Origin of the sequence: Streptomyces sp. NPDC020362 (assembly GCF_040642095.1) — a bacterium.
Classification (GTDB): domain Bacteria; phylum Actinomycetota; class Actinomycetes; order Streptomycetales; family Streptomycetaceae; genus Streptomyces.
On sequence record NZ_JBFAET010000098.1, the window covers coordinates 1 to 16,196 of the forward strand.

Here is a 16,196-nt window from a genome sequence, read left to right on the forward strand (position 1 = left end):
GACGGCCGCCCCGGCGCCGTCGCCGACGAGGACGCAGGTGGTGCGGTCGCTCCAGTCGGTGACGTCGGACATCTTGTCGGCGCCGATGACGAGCGCCCGGGTCGCTGCACCCGCCCGGACCGTGTGGTCGGCGGTGGCGAGGGCGTGGGTGAAGCCTGCGCAGACGACGTTCACGTCCATCGCGGCCGGCTGCGGGATGCCGAGGCGGGCGGCCACGCGGGCGGCGGTGTTCGGCGAGCGGTCGACCGCGGTGGAGGTGGCGACGAGGACCAGGTCGATGTCGCCGGGGGTGAGTCCGGCGGCGGCCAGGGCCTTGGCGGCGGCGTGTGCGGCCAGTTCGTCGACCGGTTCGTCGGGTCCGGCGATGTGCCGGGTCCGGATGCCCACCCGGCTGCGGATCCATGCGTCGCTGGTGTCGACCAGGCCCGTCAGGTCTTCGTTGGTGAGCACCTTGGCGGGCTGGTAGTGACCGATGGCGGTGATGCGCGAGCCGTTCATGGCGGGATCCCCCTCGTTGCCGTGGGTAGCGGGATCCACCAGTCTGATCAGTGACTCGCGGGTACGACGGCAGGTGAAGTCACAGGAATCGGCCGTCCGGGTTGTCGGCTTCTTGCAGACCCTCGGACGCCCGAGCTTTCCCGTCGGCCACCCGTTGAACGGCTGCGGCCGCCTTCTGGACGGGTTCGTGGACCCGCACGCGAAGGTCGCACCCACCCGGGCCCAGGCGAGTGCGATCAGGAAGCGGTGGTCGGGCGGCTCACCCGCCGTGGCGCCACGGCCCTCGGTGCGTGGCACACGGACCAGGAGCACGTCGAGGGTCTGAAGACGGCGTACAGCAGTCCGTGCACCAGGAAGGCGAGGGGGTGTCATCAGGAGGGCGAGGGGATCTCATCGTTGGCACTGCGTGAGGACGCGACGACAGCCCGAGCACCACGATCGCCGGCTGGAAGGGGAGCGCGTGCCAGGGGGTCGCGGCGGAGCTGGCACTGCACACGGAACGCGTCGACCGAATGTCGGCCAGGGCGCTCTCCCGCTACCGGGTGCCTCCTTCGGCGCTGCGGCCTAGTTCGTCGGCGAGGGACCCTGGGGGACCGGATCGATGCCGAGGTCGTCCCGCATGATGTGCAGCAGCTCTTCGAGACAGACCCAGTTCTCGTCGAGGAGCACGCCCACTTCTTCCAGTGTGAGGCGGGCAGCGCCGTAGAGGGCGCGCCGCTTCAGGTGCCCAAAGGTCCTGTTGAGACTGCGGTCGATGGGGCGCGCCCGGACCAGGACCGGAAGCGGGAGCGTCATCTGCGCTTCCGCGTAGCAGGCTCGGTAGTCACGCCTGACCACCTCCAGTTCGGCCACGGCATCGTCCTTCCCCGCACCGGCGCGCAGCGCGTGGAGCATGGCATCCTGGGCGCTGAGGTACTGGCGCGCTGCCGTGTTCAGCGCGATGTAGCAGGCTCTCTTGCGCTGCGAGGCATCACGCCGCTCGTTCTCGGCCTGCTCAACCCTGTGTCGGCTTTCTGCATGAGCACGCTCTGCAGCCTGCTGGTCCACCATGGTCCGCAGCTCCAACCGCTTCATGCGGTCGGCCCTGCTCTGGGTGATCACGGTCGCTGTCAGGGTGCCGATCACACCGACCACCGCACTGACGAGTGCAGTCCACGCTCCCAATGAAACCCCTCCCCGCGTCGGTCGTCGGCGTTGTGCTGCGTTCAGCCGCCGAACACCACACCCGGCACGTAGGGGTGGTTCTCCATCAGGAGGCACAGGAGCCCGCGCACCTGGGCCCATTCCGGGTCGGGGTTGCCTCGCACGGATTCCACGACGCCATCCAGATCGCGCAGGGCTGCCACCGCCGTCGCACTGTGGCAGCCTTCTAGAGCAAAGCCGAGAAAGACTTCCCACTCCTTGGCGCTCGCGTCGTCCGCCAGCGTCTGAACCACCTCTCCCTGCAGGAGAATTCCGGCCCGCGCCGCCTTGGTCAGCACACGCCATCTGTCCGGACGGCCCGTGGCGGACTGCCAGGCCACGCCGAAGGAGTCCACCAGGCGCTCGACGGGCTGCTGGTTGTGCCGCGCAGCCAGCACCATGAACGACTCCACCGCGAGGTCGGGATCGTTCGAGTTGGAGGCACGGTAGATGGAAGCGATGTCGAACTGATCGGTGCTGCGGCCCGCTCCCAGCTCCGCGCGAATACGCAGCAGGCTCTGCCTCATGTACCCGCGCGAGCTTGCGTAGTAGTCACCGACGAGGCCGGTCAGCTGCGGGTAGTCGAAGTCGCAGATGAAACGGACCGCCTCGTTGACCCGGAAGATGGAGATGGTGGGCACACGTTCCACTGCTGTCATGACCGCATCGAGTCCCTCTGTCTTGCCCGTCGCGTCGATCGTCAGAACCGCGTGGTAGGCGACGAGGTACTCGGTGAAACGCGAATGACGCAGAGCGAACGACTCGGTGCTGCCGTCTGCCTGTCGGACGAGGATCTGTTCGGACACCAGGGCGAACAAGGTGTCCTCCTCCATACCACGCGGCACCGCGGCCGCCTCGGTGATGATTCGAAGAAGGCCGTACCGGCTCAACTGCTGGGTGCTCGCCTCAACCATGGCCAGCGCGATCCGGGTGCACAGAGCCATGAGGGCCTTCGCGCCCAGCCCGGGGATTCCCCGGCGGCCGATGTCCTCGCGTTTGCGCTCGAAGTAGCGGCCGAGAACGTTCTGCGTCAGCACTTCGTGCAGGTTCAAAGGGCCCTGGCGGGCGTGAGCCTCGGAGAACACCTGGAGATTGAAAGGAACGGAGAGGATGTCCAGCGCCTCCCGGCGGGGATGCCCGAGCAGGGAGTAGCCGTAGCAGTGGGCGTACTTACCAAGGGCTTCGCGGACCTGCTCATCGGAGAAGCGCGAGATGACCTTCTGGTGCTGGATGACATTTCGCCCCTCGAAGGCGGTGAGCCACCGGTCCCAGTAGTCGTCGCGCACTGTGAACAGCATGAGGATCGGGAAGCCGAGGTACCCCTGCCTCTGGGCGAAGGCGTTGAGCGTGGGGATCTGCCGGAACAGAGCCCCCACCTCCTGGAGCGCTCGGCCGTCGCCCTGAGCCTCGTCCAGCGAATCAACGATGTACAACAACGGCCGGTCGGCGGCGACCAGGCTCTGAAAGACCTCGAGCGACGGACGGAAGATCTCGGGCGTGGTGTAGCCACCGCACCAGCTGAGATCATCGAGCTTCCCCTGGACAGCGGCCCTGACGACGCCGAAGTGCTCGGCTCCGGATGTGGCGAGCTGCACCGACAGGGTCGTCTTGCCCGCACCGGACAGGTCCCGTACCACCATGGCCTGTGGAGGCATGGAGCGCTTCCATTCGATCTGGTGTCCCTCGTGTCCCTTGCGGGGGCGAATCCATCGGGGGCGCATCGTCCGGTGAAGTTTGGACGGCTTCAGTGCACGCACCGCCATTTCGACGTGCTGGTCCAGGTTGCGCCGCACGTACAGCTCTGCGTGGTGGGGCAGTTGGTGCCGACGGAGGAAAACGGCGGAGGCTTGCTGGCAGGAGTCGCCTACGAGTTGCTCCGCCGTACACCGTTGTGCGATCCACTGACGCGTCGCCTTGACGCTCAGGGGAACAGGAGTGGAGTGGGATTTGGCGCGCTGTACGGCGTAGTCCAGGAAGTCGTCCATGCCTATGGGATCCTTGGCCAGGTCGCACCACGTCGGGCGGGCAAGCAGCAGACTGTGCATACTCTTGCGGTTCAGCTCGGCGGCCTCGGCGACCACAGCTGGACTCACTTCACCGAGCGTGACGAAGAGTCCGATCTCCCCGCGGTAGTCGGTCTCCAGATCCTCACGGAAACGCGTCCAGTCCGATGAGGTCGTGTCGATCCGGCCCGGCGATGCGCAGCAGGCAACCCGCCAGACTCGCCCGCGCCGCTGGTAGGAGCGCGCGAACGGCAGTAACTCCTGGGGGTCGTCGACGGCCGGCGGCCGGTGGTCCCAGGGCACCAGTTCGCGGATCTGCTGGTCCAGCAGATGGCGCCGCAACAACTCGTTGTCCAGCTGAACCAGCACTTCGAAGGCCGTGTACGGGTTCCGATTCATGACGATTCCCCCAAGCGGGCATGGCTGCCGGCCAACGCCTGGAAAGCCTGGTCGAGGACCATCCACTCCTCCTGCGGAGCGGCCTCCAGGAGCAGCGGCTGAATCAGCGGATCCGCCTGGCCGTACGGGCCGATTCGCTCGGCCGTCACCACCAGCAGGGCCAGCCCTTGGATGGTCTCGGAGGGATCGGATGCCCGGCTGGTGGCAGCTGCTCGGGCCTGCGCGATGACTTGTCGCAGCGCAGAGAGCACGCTGTCCAGTCGGGACGCGGGCAGCAGCAGAATGCTGTCCAGCGTACTGACCGTGTGCACATCAAGGGCACGCAGGATGCCGAGCAGAGGGAGTGACTCCCCGTCCTCTTCATCCCGTACCCGCCACCCGGTTCGGCGAGCCGCCTCCCTCAGGGACTGGACAGCCGGACTCCCGTCGAGGTAGGCGGCGAGCGCGGCGGAGTCGAGGGGCAGATCGAGGCGTCCGGCTCTCACGTCTTTCTGATAGGCGTGGCTCAGGCTCGTTCGCGCCCTGTGGAGCTCTTCGAACTGCTCGTCGGCCAATTCGCACAACGCACTCAGCCTGGCGAGCCGGCGCCGCAGGACCGCCGGGACCTCCATCTCGTTCTTGTACGCGAGCTTGTGACTCATGTCGGCCCAGGCGTGCTGCAGAACCGTGCGGACCTGGATCTCGGCCGTCACATCCTTCAGATGTTGCCATTCCGGGAGAGCTGCCCGGTCCTTGGTGATGCGCACGACGAAATGGCGGGAGGCGTAGCCGAACAGTTCCGGGGTCTCGGGGCCGTGGCTGGGGGAGCGGGCAGGGTCGACGGCAAAGGACTTCTCCACCAAGGCCGCGATGCGCTCGACGTCACTCACGTGGTAAGTGATGACGCGGATCCCCACCAGATCGGTGACGTCCCGCAAAGGGTCCTGGTAAGCCTTGCGCTGGATCTTCTCCATGAAGCTGTCCGTCTGCTTGGTGCGCGAAGTCACCGAGACGAAATCGACGCCATCGGTCCGGAGAAGGTTGTCCATCAGCGCTCGGAGGTGCTTCTCCGCTTCGAGCAACAGTGGCCGTTGCCGCTCGAACTCCAACCGCCCGCGGCGTACATCGGCGTCGTCTATCACCGGGTCGCCCCTCCTGGCCCTGGCGCAGGTCTTGCATGGCGCGCAGCCACGGGGCGTCCCCTTTGACCCGGTGGCTCCCCCGGATGATACACCACCAACAGGCTGAAAAAGCAGGTCAGTTGGGCTTCCCGGGCAGGAGGACCCGCCCTGCACGGAACCTGCCGGCAAGCACGCACGAAAGGAGCCTGCGGCGGCGTACGGCTGGCACGACCACCAACAGCGAGCGGCGGGTGCAGCGGGTGCGCCGGGCGGTGACCCGCCGGGCCGGGCCCGCGAGGACGTCGACATCATCTGCGCTCCGGCGGCCCGGCTCGGCCACGGTTGGAAGGGGTGTGCGTGGTGGAGGTGGCGGGGTCGCGCACGCTGGTGCCGGCCTGCTCGCGGCGGGCCGAGCCCGGGATGGAGGTCCGCACGGACACGGAGCGGGTCCGGCACGGCCGGAAGATCGTGCCGGGGCTGCCGGCTTCCTCGGCCGACCCGTCGACGAGGGCGGCCGAGTGGATCAAGGAGTACGAGGCGGAGCCGGACCGTTTCGGCCCCGGCGCGGCCCGGCCGAACGAGGAGCCGAGGGTCGACAACGAGCTGTACGTCCGCGACTACGGCGAGTGCATCCTGTGCTACAAGTGCGTCGACGCCTGCGGCGACCAGTGGCAGAACACCTTCGTGATCTCCGTCGCCGGGCGCCGCCTCGACGCCCGGATCGCCGTCGAGCACGATGCGCCGCCGGCCGACTCCGCGTGCGTGTACTGCGGGAACTGCGTCGAGGTGGGTCCGACGGGGGCACTGTCGTCCGGGTCGGAGTTCGACAGGCGGGCGGCGGGTACCTGGGACGAGGTGCGGCAGACGGAGACGAGCACGGTGTGCGCGTACCGCGGAGCGGGCTGCAACCTCACGCTCCATGTGCAGGAGAATGAGACGGTGAAGGTCACCTCGCCGCACGACAACCCGGTGACCCACGGCAATCTCAGCATCAAGGGCCGTTTCGGCTACCAGCACGTACAGAACCGGGGCTGATCAGGACATGGGACGAGTCACGGAACGACGCAAGGTCCTCCGGATCCGGGACGGGGCAGTCTCCACCCGGCCGGACACGCTGGTCGCCGAGGAACCCATGGAGATCCGGCTGAACGGGAAGCCGCTCGCGATCACCATGCGCACACCGGGCGACGACTTCGCGCTGGCGGCGGGGTTCCTGGTGAGCGAGGGGGTCCTCGCGGCCGCGGCCGATCTGCAGAACATCGTCTACTGCGCGGGGGCGACCGCGGACGGGTCGAACACGTACAACGTGGTCGACGTCAGGACCGCCCCGGGCGTCCAGCTGCCCGACATCACCCTGGAGCGGAACGTGTACACCACGTCCTCGTGCGGGCTGTGCGGCAAGGCCAGCCTGGACGCCGTACGCACGACCGCGCGCTGGCCGATCGCCGACACTCCCCCGGTGCGGGTCACGCCCGAGCTGCTGGCGAGCCTCCCCGACCGGCTGCGGGCGGCCCAGCGGGTGTTCGACCGGACCGGCGGCCTGCACGCGGCCGCCCTGTTCACCGAGGCCGGGGAGCTGCTGGACATACGGGAGGACGTGGGCCGGCACAACGCGGTGGACAAGCTGGTCGGGCGGGCGCTGCAGAACGGGGAGCTGCCGCTCGCCCGGACGATCCTGCTGGTCTCGGGCCGGGCCTCGTTCGAGCTGGCGCAGAAGGCCGTGATGGCGGGCATCCCGGTGCTGGCGGCGGTGTCGGCGCCGTCGTCGCTGGCGGTGGACCTGGCCGTCGAGGCGGGTCTGACCCTGGTGGGTTTCCTGCGGGGCAGCTCGATGAACGTGTACGCGGGCGAGGACCGCGTCGCCCTCAAGGCCGAGGCCGCCCAGGGCTGACCGGTTCACCGCGGCGCGGCGGCGGGGCTCCGACCGGCGGGGAGCGCCCCCTGCGCCGCAGGGGCCCCGCTGTTTCGGCTCCGTTCGCCTGTGGGGGCGCCTCAGCCGGTGTCGGGACCACGATCGTGCTCAGCGCTTCGCACCTGCGCGCTCCCCCGCTCTCGACTGCGCTCGAGCGGGAGGCACCCCACGCGGTCTCGACACCGGCGCGCCCCCTACGGCTCTCTTCATGGCCGGCGCGCGGGCACCAGTGGATGTTGGCGGGCCCTTGCCGTAGCAGGGGCTCAACCGTTGGTGAAACTCAGTTCCGGTGCTCTCGTCACCGTGCCCAGTCGCGGGAAGTCGAGCCGGACGGAGGCCTCGTGCTCGGCGGCGGTGAACGCGGCCATGGCGTCCTCGACGAAGACGAGGTCGTAGCCGAGGTCGGCGGCGGCCCGGGCGGTGGACTCGACGCCGAGGTTGGTGGCGATGCCGCCGAACACCAGGGTGCGGACGCCGTGTTCGCGCAGCCGCCGGTCGAGGTCCGTGCCCTGGAAGCCGCCGATGGTGCGCTTGACCACCTCCAGGTCGCCGTCCCTCGCAAGTCCCGCCACCAGATCGCTGCCGGGCGGCTGTTCGGCGACCGAGGGGCGTTCGACCCTGATCAGGACGACGAGCGCGCCGACGGCACGGAAGGCGGCCGCCAGTTCCTGTGAGGCGGCGAGCACATCGGTGCCTTTGCGGGGTTCCAGGGGCAGCGCGACGATGCGGTCCATCAGGTCGACGAGGACGAGAGCGGTGCGCTGCGGATCAAGCACGGGAGCTGCGGTCATGACGGAACGTTAGCCGCCGTCAGCCGTCCGTGCCGGAAATCCGGTTCAACAGGACCATGAACTGATCGCGTTCGGCCGTCGTCAGCGGGGCGAGGAGCTCGTCGTTCGCCCGGCCGGCGGCCTTCTCACAGCGGGTGAGCAGGCGGTCGCCGTCACCGGTGAGGGAGACGGCGTTCTTGCGCCGGTCCTTCGGGTCGGGGGCGCGCACGACGAGACCGGCGGACTGCAGGTCGTTGAGGACGCCGACCAGGTCCTTGGGGTCGAGGCCCACGCTGCGGCCGAGGTCGGCCTGGGCGACGGGGGCGAGGTCACGGACGGCGGAGAGGACCACGTGGTGCCACATCTTCATGCCCTCGGCCGCGAGGGCGTCGGCGACCAGGGCGCGGCCGCGGGCGGCGGCCCGGCCGAGGAGCCAGCTGGGCAGGGCGCGGATCGCGGGGAGGGGTGCTTCGGCCATGCGGCCAGCCTACCCAAGAGTCGTTGGACCTCCCAATGAATCTTGTGTACCGTTGGGACTCCCAACGAGTTCATGGGTGTTCCCAACGATCTGCCGGCGCGTCCGGCGTCCGGAGGTTGCGATGCGTCGCGTCCGCTATGAATCCACCGGCGGTCCCCTGTTCCTGGAGGAGGCTCCGGTCCCCGAGCCCGGCGCCGGCGAGCTGCTGGTGCACTGCGAGGCGGTCGGCGTCACCCTGCCCGTCGTCCGCAAGGTCGCCGAGGCCGCCGAGCCGATCGCGCTGGGCGGGGAGATCGCCGGCGAGGTGATCGCGGTCGGCGAGGGCGTGACCCGCTTCCGCACCGGCGACCGGGTCACCGGGCTGTGCTTCGGCCACGGGTACGCCCACTTCGCCGTGCTGCACGAGGCCATGGCCTCTCCCGTGCCCGACGAGGCCACCGCCGTCGACGCGGTCGCTCTGGTGCGCAGCGGGCTGGTCGCGCTCGGCGCGCTGACGGCAGCCCGCCCCGAGCCGGGCGAGTCGGTGCTGATCACGGCAGCGGCGAGCGGAGTCGGCCATCTCGCGGTGCAGCTCGCGCGGGCACGGGGCGCGCACCGGATCGTGGGCGCCGTCTCCGATCCGGACAAGGCGGAGTTCGTCCGCTCCCTCGGCGCGGACGACTGCGTCCGGTACGGCGACGACAGCTGGGGAGAGCCCGTGGACATCGCCCTGGACGCGGTCGGCGGCGATCTGCTCACCCCCGCCGTCGCCGCGCTCGCCCCGCACGGCCGGCTGGTCGCCTACAGCTCCGGCGGCGGCACGGTCCAGGCGTACGACCTGCTGGCCGGCGCGAAGTCGGTGATCGGCTTCCAGATGCGCCTGATCGCCACCGGCCGGCCGGAGCTGTACGAGCAGTGGCGCCAGGAGCTGTGGCGGATGTTCGCCGACGGCACCCTGAAGCCCGCCGTGCACGGCGAGTTCGCACTGGAGGACGCGGCGAAGGCGCACGAGGTGATCGAGACGCGGGCCAACCTCGGCAAGGTCATCCTGCGCCCGTAGCCGTCCGCGCTTCTTGTTCCGCTCTTGTTCTGCACGCTTCTTGTGGGGCTCCCGAGCCCCAACTACCTTCGATGGGACGGACGTTGGACGTAGGACGTCCGGATGTCCGGACGTCCGTGTGCCGAAAGGCAGGTCGCGCCATGCCGTCAGGTCTTCACGCCCGTCTCAGATCCGTTCTGGTCACCCTCCTCGCAGCAGCCGCGCTGCTGGTGCTCCCGCTCGCCACGCCGCACCCCGCGCACGCCCAGCCGGGCGCCGGTACACCGGAGTTCACCCAGCAGATCCTCTTCAAGGCGTCCCAGGACCCGGGCTACGCCTGCTTCCGCATCCCCGCGATCGTGCGGACGACCGACGGCACCCTGCTGGCGTTCGCCGAGGGCCGGGTCCTCAACTGCGGGGACGCGGCCGACATCGACATCGTGGTCAAGCGCTCCACCGACGGCGGGCGCACCTGGAGCCCGCTGCAGGTGGTCAACGACGGCGCGGGCGACACCCACGGCAACCCGGCACCGGTCGTGGACCGCGACACCGGCCGGATCTGGATCGCCGAGACCTACAACACCGGCCGTACGGACAGCGCCAGTTGCACGGTGCCCTGTGACCGCACCCCGCACCTGCAGTACAGCGACGACGACGGCCTGACCTGGTCCGCGCCGCGCGATCTGAGCCCCGAGATCCTGCCCGCCGACTGGAACTCGTGGTACGCGACGGGCCCCGTGCACGGCATCCAGCTCACCCGTGGCCGGTACGCCGGCCGGCTGGTCTTCGGGGTCAACACCGAGACGTGGGACGGCAGCCGGGTCACCGCCAACCACGCCGCGCTGATCGTCAGCGACGACCACGGCGGTCACTGGCGCATCGGCGCCACCGACACCTGGCCGATCGCCGACGACGGCACCTTCCGGCAGAAGCCCTCCGAACTCACCCTGGCCGAACGCACGGACGGCTCGATACTGGTCAGCGGCCGGGAGCAGGACGGCACCGACCTCGGCCACCGCACCCAGACCGTCAGCCGGGACGGCGGCACCAGCTTCACGGCGCCCTTCCACGACCTGCCGGACCTGTACGCCCCGATGGTGCAGGGTTCCATGCTGCGCCTGGGCGACCGCATCCTGCTCTCCTGCCCCGCCGACCCCGACCGGCGCCGCACGATGATGATCCGCTCCTCCTACGACGGCGGCCGCACCTGGGACAGCGTGGACCGCGGCACGGTCGTCACCACGGACTGGTCCGGCTACTCCGACCTGGTACGCGCCGACCACGACACCGTGGGCCTGCTGTACGAGGGCGGGGCGGTCGACGCGCGCGACGAGATCCGCTTCGCCCGCTTCACCGAGGACTGGCTCGCCCCGCGCCGCGGTCCCGACCCGCACACCGCCGACTACGCCCCGTACGCCCGTCCGGCCGCGGTGCTCGGCGGCGCCGAGGAGACGGACGGGGTCCGGGGCGGCGCGCTGGAGTTCGACGGCACCGACGACGCCGTGCGCCTGCCGTACCGCCCGGAGCTGCCCCTGGGCAGCAAGGACTTCACCGCGTCCCTGTGGTTCCGGTACACGGCCACCACCGGGGAGCAGCCGCTGCTGTGGATGGGCGGGGTCGGCACCGGTCAGCCGCAGGTGTGGCTGCGCGGAGAGCCTGCGAACAACCGGCTGCAGGGCCTCATCACCGTGCGGAACGGCGCCGCCACTCCGCAGACCGCGTTCGTCCGCACGTCCACGGCCTACAACGACGGCCAGTGGCACCATGCGGTGCTGCGCCGGGGCGCCGGCAGGCTGTCCCTGTCCGTCGACGGCGTGGAGTCCGGCGTCGCCGACGTGCCGGGTTCCGTCAGCCGCAACGACGCCTTCGGCGTCCACATCGGCCAGCGCATGGACAGCAGGGCCTTCTTCACCGGCGCGATCGACGAGGTGCGCGTCTGGGACCGCGTGCTGACCGACGAGGAGCTGGCCGACCCGAAGGTGCAGCGGTCACCGAGAGACACGGTCCTGTGGCTGCCCCTGGACCGTGTGGGCGGCTGACGGCCCAACGGGCTCCTGCGGGTCGTGGGCCCGCCGCTTGGCGATGACCGCGCACACCATCAGCTGCATCTGGTGGAAGAGCATCAGCGGCAGCACGGCCAGGGAGGCGTGCGCGCCGAAGAGCACGCTCGCCATGGGCAGGCCGGAGGCGAGGGACTTCTTCGACCCGGCGAACTGGATGGCGATCCGGTCCTCCCGGCCGAAGCCGAGCGCCCTGCCCCCGTACCAGGTCAGGACCAGCATCACGGCGAGCAGCACGGCCTCGACGGCGAGCAGTGAGCCCAGCCGTGCGGGGCTCACCTGGTGCCAGATGCCCTGGGTCATGCCCTCGCTGAACGCGGTGTAGACGACCAGCAGGATCGAGCCGCGGTCGACCAGGCCGAGGACCTTCTTGTGCCGGGCGACGAAGGCGCCGATCCAGGGCCGCAGCACCTGCCCGGCGAGGAACGGCACGAGCAGCTGGAGCACGATCTTCACCAGCGAGTCGGCGGAGAACCCGCCGCCGGAGTTGCCGAGCAGCGCCGCCGCGAGCAGCGGCGTGATGACGATGCCGACCAGCGAGGAGAACGAGCCGGCGCAGATCGCGGCAGGCACGTTTCCCCGGGCGATCGAGGTGAAGGCGATCGACGACTGGATCGTGGACGGCACCAGGGTGAGGAACAGCAGCCCCTGGTAGAGCGGCTGGGTCAGCAGCACCGGGACCAGGCCGCGGGCGGCGATGCCCAGCACCGGGAAGACGAGGAAGGTGCAGGCCAGCACGGTGACGTGCAGGCGCCAGTGTTTGAGGCCGTCCAGTGCCTCACGGGTGGAGAGCCGGGCGCCGTAGAGGAAGAAGAGGAAGGCGATCGCGGCCGTCGACGCGCCCGAGGCCACCTCGGCGCCGGTGCCGTGGGCCGGGAAGAGCGCGGCGACGCCCACGGTGCCGAGCAGCAGCACGATGTACGGGTCGATCGGCATCCGGCTCGGCCAGCGCAGGCGTTTCACGGTGCTCCACGTGCTCTTGGGTCGGGTGGCTCGTCACGGGTCCGCAGGACCCTCCCCATCGTCCTCTCCCCGCGGCCGATCGGGAATCCCGCATACCGTTCTTACTGTCATCACGCTCCACGATGACCGGGCGTACGCTGGCGCCGTGTACGACCCCACGCATCTGCGCACGTTCCTGGCGGTGGCCCAGACGCTCAGCTTCACCCAGGCAGCCCGGCGCCTCGGGCTGCGTCAGTCGACGGTCAGCCAGCATGTGCGCCGGCTCGAGGACGCCACCGGCCGCCAGCTGTTCTCCCGGGACACCCACTCCGTGGAGCTGACCGAGGACGGCGAGGCGATGCTGGGCTTCGCGCGCCGGCTGGTGGAGGTGCACGAGCAGGCGGCGGCGTTCTTCACCGGCACCCGGGTGCGGGGCCGACTGCGCTTCGGCGCCTCGGAGGACTTCGTCCTCACCCGTCTGCCGGAGATCCTGGAGGGCTTCCGCTACGACCACCCGGAGGTCGACCTGGAGCTGACGGTGGAGCTGTCGGGCACCCTGCACGCGCAGCTGGCCGCCGGCAAGCTCGATCTGGTGCTGGCCAAGCGGCGCCCCGAGGATCCGAGCGGGGAGCTGGTGTGGCGTGACGACCTGGTGTGGATCGGCTCCGAGCACCTGCGGCTGGATCCCGACCGGCCGGTCCCGCTGATCGTGTATCCCCCGCCCGGCATCACCCGGGCCCGTGCCCTGCAGGCCCTGGAGGCCCAGGGGCGCGAGTGGCGCATCGTCTGCACCAGCGGCAGCCTCAATGGCCTGATCGCCGCCGCCCGCGCCGGGCTCGGTGTCATGGCCCACTCGCGCCGGCTGATCCCACCGGCCCTGCTGCGGCTGCCGGACCGGGCGGGCCTGCCGGAGCTGGGCAAGGTCGACTTCGTCCTGGTGCACGGCTGCCGGCGGGGCGCCGCGGAGGGCGCGGCGAACGCCCTGGCGGCGGCGATCCTGGGGGGCGGGGAGCGGTTGCACCGGGGTCAGCGCGGCGCACGCTGATACGTCAGCTGCTTCACCCGGCGCAGGAACGGCGTGGTCTCCACGTGCTGCACCCCCTCCAGCCGGCCGAGGGGTCCGCTCAGGTAGGCGTACAGGCTTGCGGTGTCGCGGACGACCGCGGTGACCACGATGTGGGAGGGGCCGGCGGTGGCCGAGGCGAAGGCGATCTCGTCGTGGGTCGCAAGGGCCTCTCCTACGGCGTGCAGGGCGGCGGGGGCGGTGGTGATCCACAGGACGGCGGCCCGGGCGTAGCCGAGGACCTCCGAGTTGTACTCGACGTCGACGTACACGGCCCCGGAGGCGAGCAGTGCGGCCAGGCGGCGTTTGACGGCGGACTCGGAACGGCCGGTGGCGCGCTGCAGCTCGGGGTGGGTGGCGCGGCCGTCGTGTTGCAGGACGGCGAGGAGCGGTTCGTCCTCGGGCTCGATGCGGGCCGGTCCGGCGGGGACCGGGCGCTCGGGACGCAGGGCGGCGATCTGGTCGTCGCTCAGCGCCCGGAACTTGGGCAGCCAGCCGGCGGGGCCGCCGTAGAAGCGGTGCAGGAGCTGCTGGGCACGGATCTCCACCACGCTCGGGGTGCGCGGCAGCTTGCCGAGGAGGAGGTCGTCGTGGTCGCCGGGGCTGCGCGGCCGGGTCATGCAGACGATTTCGGTGCCGCCGGCGGCCAGTCCGATCCAGTAGGTGTCGGGGCGTTTGGCGAGCGCGTCGGCGATGACGGAGGCGCTGTCGGGGGCGCAGCGCAGGCGGAGCATCCACTGGTCCTGGCCGAGGGCCTCGGCGTCGCGCAGCGCCACGACCCTGAGGCCCCCCTCGGCGGACAGGCGGCGGAAGCGGCGCGCGATCGTCTGGTCGGAGACGCCGAGCACCTGCCCGATCCGGCTGAAGGGGGCCCGGCCGTCGATCTCCAGGGCGGACAGCAGCTGGAGATCGAGGTGGTCGAAGATGTCGGATTCCATCGTCAGCATGGACTCACCTGTCGGATTTCCTCGTCATGGTGGCCGGTTCCGTTCCGATCGGCCGTCTCGTACGCATCGTACGGAGCGATACGCAGCCGTCGTACAGGGAGTTGAGGACATGCGTACATGGGGGACGCTCACGGCCGTGTGCCTGGGCACGTTCATGCTGCTGCTGGACGTGACGATCGTGGTGGTGGCGCTGCCGGACATGGCGGGCGCGCTGCACGCCTCGCTGAGCGATCTGCAGTGGGTGGTCGACGGGTACGCGCTCGCGCTGGCGGCGCTGCTGCTGGGGGTGGGAGCCGCCGCCGACGTTCTGGGGCGCCGCCGGGTGCACGTGGCGGGTGTGGTGCTGTTCGCGGTGGCGTCGCTGCTGTGCGGGCTGGCGTCGGGGCCGGCTGTGCTGGTGGCAGCGCGGGCGCTGCAGGGGGTCGGCGCCGCGGCGATGTTCGCGACGACTCTGCCACTGCTGGGCTCGGTCTACCAGGGGGCGCGGCGGTCGGCTGCGCTCGGGGTGTGGGGCGCGGTGAGCGGCGGAGCCGCGGCGATCGGCCCGGTGCTGGGCGGTCTGCTCACCGAGGGGCCCGGCTGGCGGTGGATCTTCTTCGTGAACCTGCCGGTGAGCGTGGTCGAGGTGTGGCTGACGCTGCGCATGGTGCCGGAGTCGCGGGGGCCGCGCGGGATGCAGGTCGACTGGGCGGGCACGGTCGCCTTCGCCTGCTTCGCCGGCGGGGTCACCTATGCGGTGGTGCGGGCCGGCGAGGACGGCTGGACGGCGCCCGCGGCCCTCACGGCGTTCGCCTGCGCGGCACTGGCACTGGTGGTCTTCGTGCTCGTGGAGCGGCGGGCGGCGCATCCGCTGCTGGACCTCGCCCTGCTGCGCAAGCCGGCGTTCGTGGGCGTGATGGTGGGGGCGTTCGCCTTCAACGGGGTGGCGTTCGGGGTGACGCCGTACCTGTCGATCTGGATGCAGACGCTGCTCGGCATGAGCCCGGTGCGCGGCGGGCTGACGCTGCTGCCGATGACGGTCGCGGCGATGATCGTCGCGGTGCTGGTGGGGCGGCTGCTGCACGGCGTACCGGCCCGGCTGACCATCGGCGGCGGACTGCTGCTGATCGGCTCGGGGAACATCTGCCAGGCCGTGCTGGACGCGGGTTCCGGCTGGACGGCCCTGGCGCCGGGATTCGTGCTGGTGGGCGTGGGCACCGGGTTCGTCTCGCCGACCGTCGCCGGTGCGGCGCTGGCGGCGGTGCCGGGTGAGCGCGCCGGGATGGCGGGCGGCGCGGTGAACACCGTCCGGCAGCTGGGGTACGCGCTCGGCGTCGCGGTGTTCGGCACCGTGCTGACCTCCCGGATGACCGGCCCGCTCCCGCACGGTGCGGCCCATGCCCTGGCGGGCGGCGGGGCGGCGGCGCTGCGCGGCAGCGTGTCCGGGCACACGCTGCGCGCAGCGTTCGCCTCGGGTCTGAACGGCACGCTGGTGGTCGCGGGCCTCGCCGGGATCGCCGCGGGCGCCCTGGTGCTGGTGCTGGTGCGGGCCCCGCGGCCCGCGGCGACGGCGGCGTCCGGCGCCGTGGGGCAGGAGGCTGCGGCGGTGCCCTCGCGCAGGTGACGGGCGATGCGGCGAGGGCGGTCCCGGGGTGCCCGGGGCCGCCCTTTCGCCGTGTGAGGTCAGGACCGTGGGCGGTAATCGGGTCGTACAGATTCGGTGGAGATTACGGAGCCGAAACTTACTGACCCGTCAGTATTGTGTCCGGCCCTTCCCCATGTGAGGGCATTTTCCGGTCGCCGTCCGGGCAGAAGGCGCGGTTTGCTGGGTTTCCATGCCCCTCC

Annotated in this window: 12 protein-coding genes and 3 pseudogenes; 7 read left to right on the top strand and 8 right to left on the bottom strand. The window is 70.8% G+C overall.

Annotation, left to right across the window (positions count from 1 at the left end):
- The 4 genes and pseudogenes from AB0H32_RS28695 to AB0H32_RS28710 form a co-directional block, all read right to left on the bottom strand.
- Nucleotides 1-498: pseudogene (locus AB0H32_RS28695) on the bottom strand (3-oxoacyl-ACP synthase); the annotation flags it as partial.
- A gap of 564 nt (nucleotides 499-1,062) precedes the next feature.
- The gene (locus AB0H32_RS28700; RefSeq protein ID WP_361125999.1) at nucleotides 1,063-1,623 is read right to left on the bottom strand and encodes a hypothetical protein; all 561 of its coding nucleotides are present in this window, start codon (nucleotides 1,621-1,623) and stop codon (nucleotides 1,063-1,065) included.
- Nucleotides 1,624-1,703: 80 nt separating this feature from the next.
- On the bottom strand, nucleotides 1,704-4,082 hold the full coding sequence (locus tag AB0H32_RS28705) for a hypothetical protein (protein WP_361126002.1): 2,379 nt from the start codon (nucleotides 4,080-4,082) through the stop codon (nucleotides 1,704-1,706).
- Nucleotides 4,079-5,203 (bottom strand): hypothetical protein, encoded by a 1,125-nt coding sequence (locus tag AB0H32_RS28710; RefSeq protein WP_361126005.1) that lies wholly within the window; start codon nucleotides 5,201-5,203, stop codon nucleotides 4,079-4,081. Before AB0H32_RS28710 ends, AB0H32_RS28705 begins: the two co-directional genes overlap by 4 nt.
- A 197-nt stretch (nucleotides 5,204-5,400) precedes the next feature.
- On the opposite strand from AB0H32_RS28710, the pseudogene AB0H32_RS28715 reads away from it, so the two are divergent.
- The 3 genes and pseudogenes from AB0H32_RS28715 to fdhD all read left to right on the top strand — a co-directional run.
- Nucleotides 5,401-5,531, top strand: a pseudogene (locus AB0H32_RS28715) (molybdopterin-dependent oxidoreductase); the annotation flags it as partial.
- 2 nt (nucleotides 5,532-5,533) lie between these two features.
- Nucleotides 5,534-6,217 (top strand): annotated as a pseudogene (locus AB0H32_RS28720) (Fe-S-binding domain-containing protein); the annotation flags it as partial.
- Nucleotides 6,218-6,224: 7 nt separating this feature from the next.
- Entirely contained in the window at nucleotides 6,225-7,073 is an 849-nt protein-coding gene (fdhD, locus tag AB0H32_RS28725) for a formate dehydrogenase accessory sulfurtransferase FdhD (RefSeq protein ID WP_361126008.1), read from the top strand.
- Nucleotides 7,074-7,357: 284 nt separating this feature from the next.
- Here fdhD and AB0H32_RS28730 read toward each other — a convergent pair whose 3' ends face one another.
- Both AB0H32_RS28730 and AB0H32_RS28735 read right to left on the bottom strand, forming a co-directional pair.
- Nucleotides 7,358-7,885 carry an isochorismatase family protein gene (locus AB0H32_RS28730; RefSeq protein ID WP_361126011.1) on the bottom strand — a complete coding sequence of 176 codons (528 nt, stop codon included), beginning with the start codon at nucleotides 7,883-7,885 and terminating at the stop codon, nucleotides 7,358-7,360.
- A gap of 19 nt (nucleotides 7,886-7,904) precedes the next feature.
- Complete coding sequence (locus AB0H32_RS28735) at nucleotides 7,905-8,342, bottom strand: MarR family winged helix-turn-helix transcriptional regulator (protein WP_361126014.1); 438 nt, start codon at nucleotides 8,340-8,342, stop codon at nucleotides 7,905-7,907.
- Between the two features lie 121 nt (nucleotides 8,343-8,463).
- Between AB0H32_RS28735 and AB0H32_RS28740 the strand changes: the two genes are divergently transcribed.
- Together AB0H32_RS28740 and AB0H32_RS28745 are read left to right on the top strand one after the other, a co-directional pair.
- Complete coding sequence (locus tag AB0H32_RS28740) at nucleotides 8,464-9,381, top strand: zinc-binding dehydrogenase (protein WP_361126017.1); 918 nt, start codon at nucleotides 8,464-8,466, stop codon at nucleotides 9,379-9,381.
- Nucleotides 9,382-9,521: 140 nt separating this feature from the next.
- Nucleotides 9,522-11,399 carry a sialidase family protein gene (locus AB0H32_RS28745; protein ID WP_361126020.1) on the top strand — a complete coding sequence of 626 codons (1,878 nt, stop codon included), beginning with the start codon at nucleotides 9,522-9,524 and terminating at the stop codon, nucleotides 11,397-11,399.
- Here AB0H32_RS28745 and AB0H32_RS28750 read toward each other — a convergent pair.
- Nucleotides 11,349-12,383, bottom strand: coding sequence for a bile acid:sodium symporter family protein (locus AB0H32_RS28750; protein WP_361126023.1), 1,035 nt, complete (start codon nucleotides 12,381-12,383; stop codon nucleotides 11,349-11,351). The two genes, AB0H32_RS28745 and AB0H32_RS28750, sit on opposite strands and share 51 nt — an antisense overlap.
- 145 nt (nucleotides 12,384-12,528) lie before the next feature.
- Here AB0H32_RS28750 and AB0H32_RS28755 point away from each other — a divergent pair, with 145 nt between their 5' ends.
- Nucleotides 12,529-13,407, top strand: coding sequence for a LysR substrate-binding domain-containing protein (locus tag AB0H32_RS28755; protein ID WP_361126026.1), 879 nt, complete (start codon nucleotides 12,529-12,531; stop codon nucleotides 13,405-13,407).
- On the opposite strand, the gene AB0H32_RS28760 is transcribed toward AB0H32_RS28755, so the two are convergent.
- Nucleotides 13,389-14,372 (bottom strand): Lrp/AsnC family transcriptional regulator, encoded by a 984-nt coding sequence (locus AB0H32_RS28760; RefSeq protein WP_361126029.1) that lies wholly within the window; start codon nucleotides 14,370-14,372, stop codon nucleotides 13,389-13,391. The genes AB0H32_RS28755 and AB0H32_RS28760 overlap by 19 nt on opposite strands.
- Before the next feature lie 109 nt (nucleotides 14,373-14,481).
- On the opposite strand from AB0H32_RS28760, the gene AB0H32_RS28765 reads away from it, so the two are divergent.
- On the top strand, nucleotides 14,482-15,975 hold the full coding sequence (locus AB0H32_RS28765; RefSeq protein WP_361126032.1) for an MFS transporter: 1,494 nt from the start codon (nucleotides 14,482-14,484) through the stop codon (nucleotides 15,973-15,975).
- The last annotated feature ends 221 nt before the right edge of the window (nucleotides 15,976-16,196 follow it).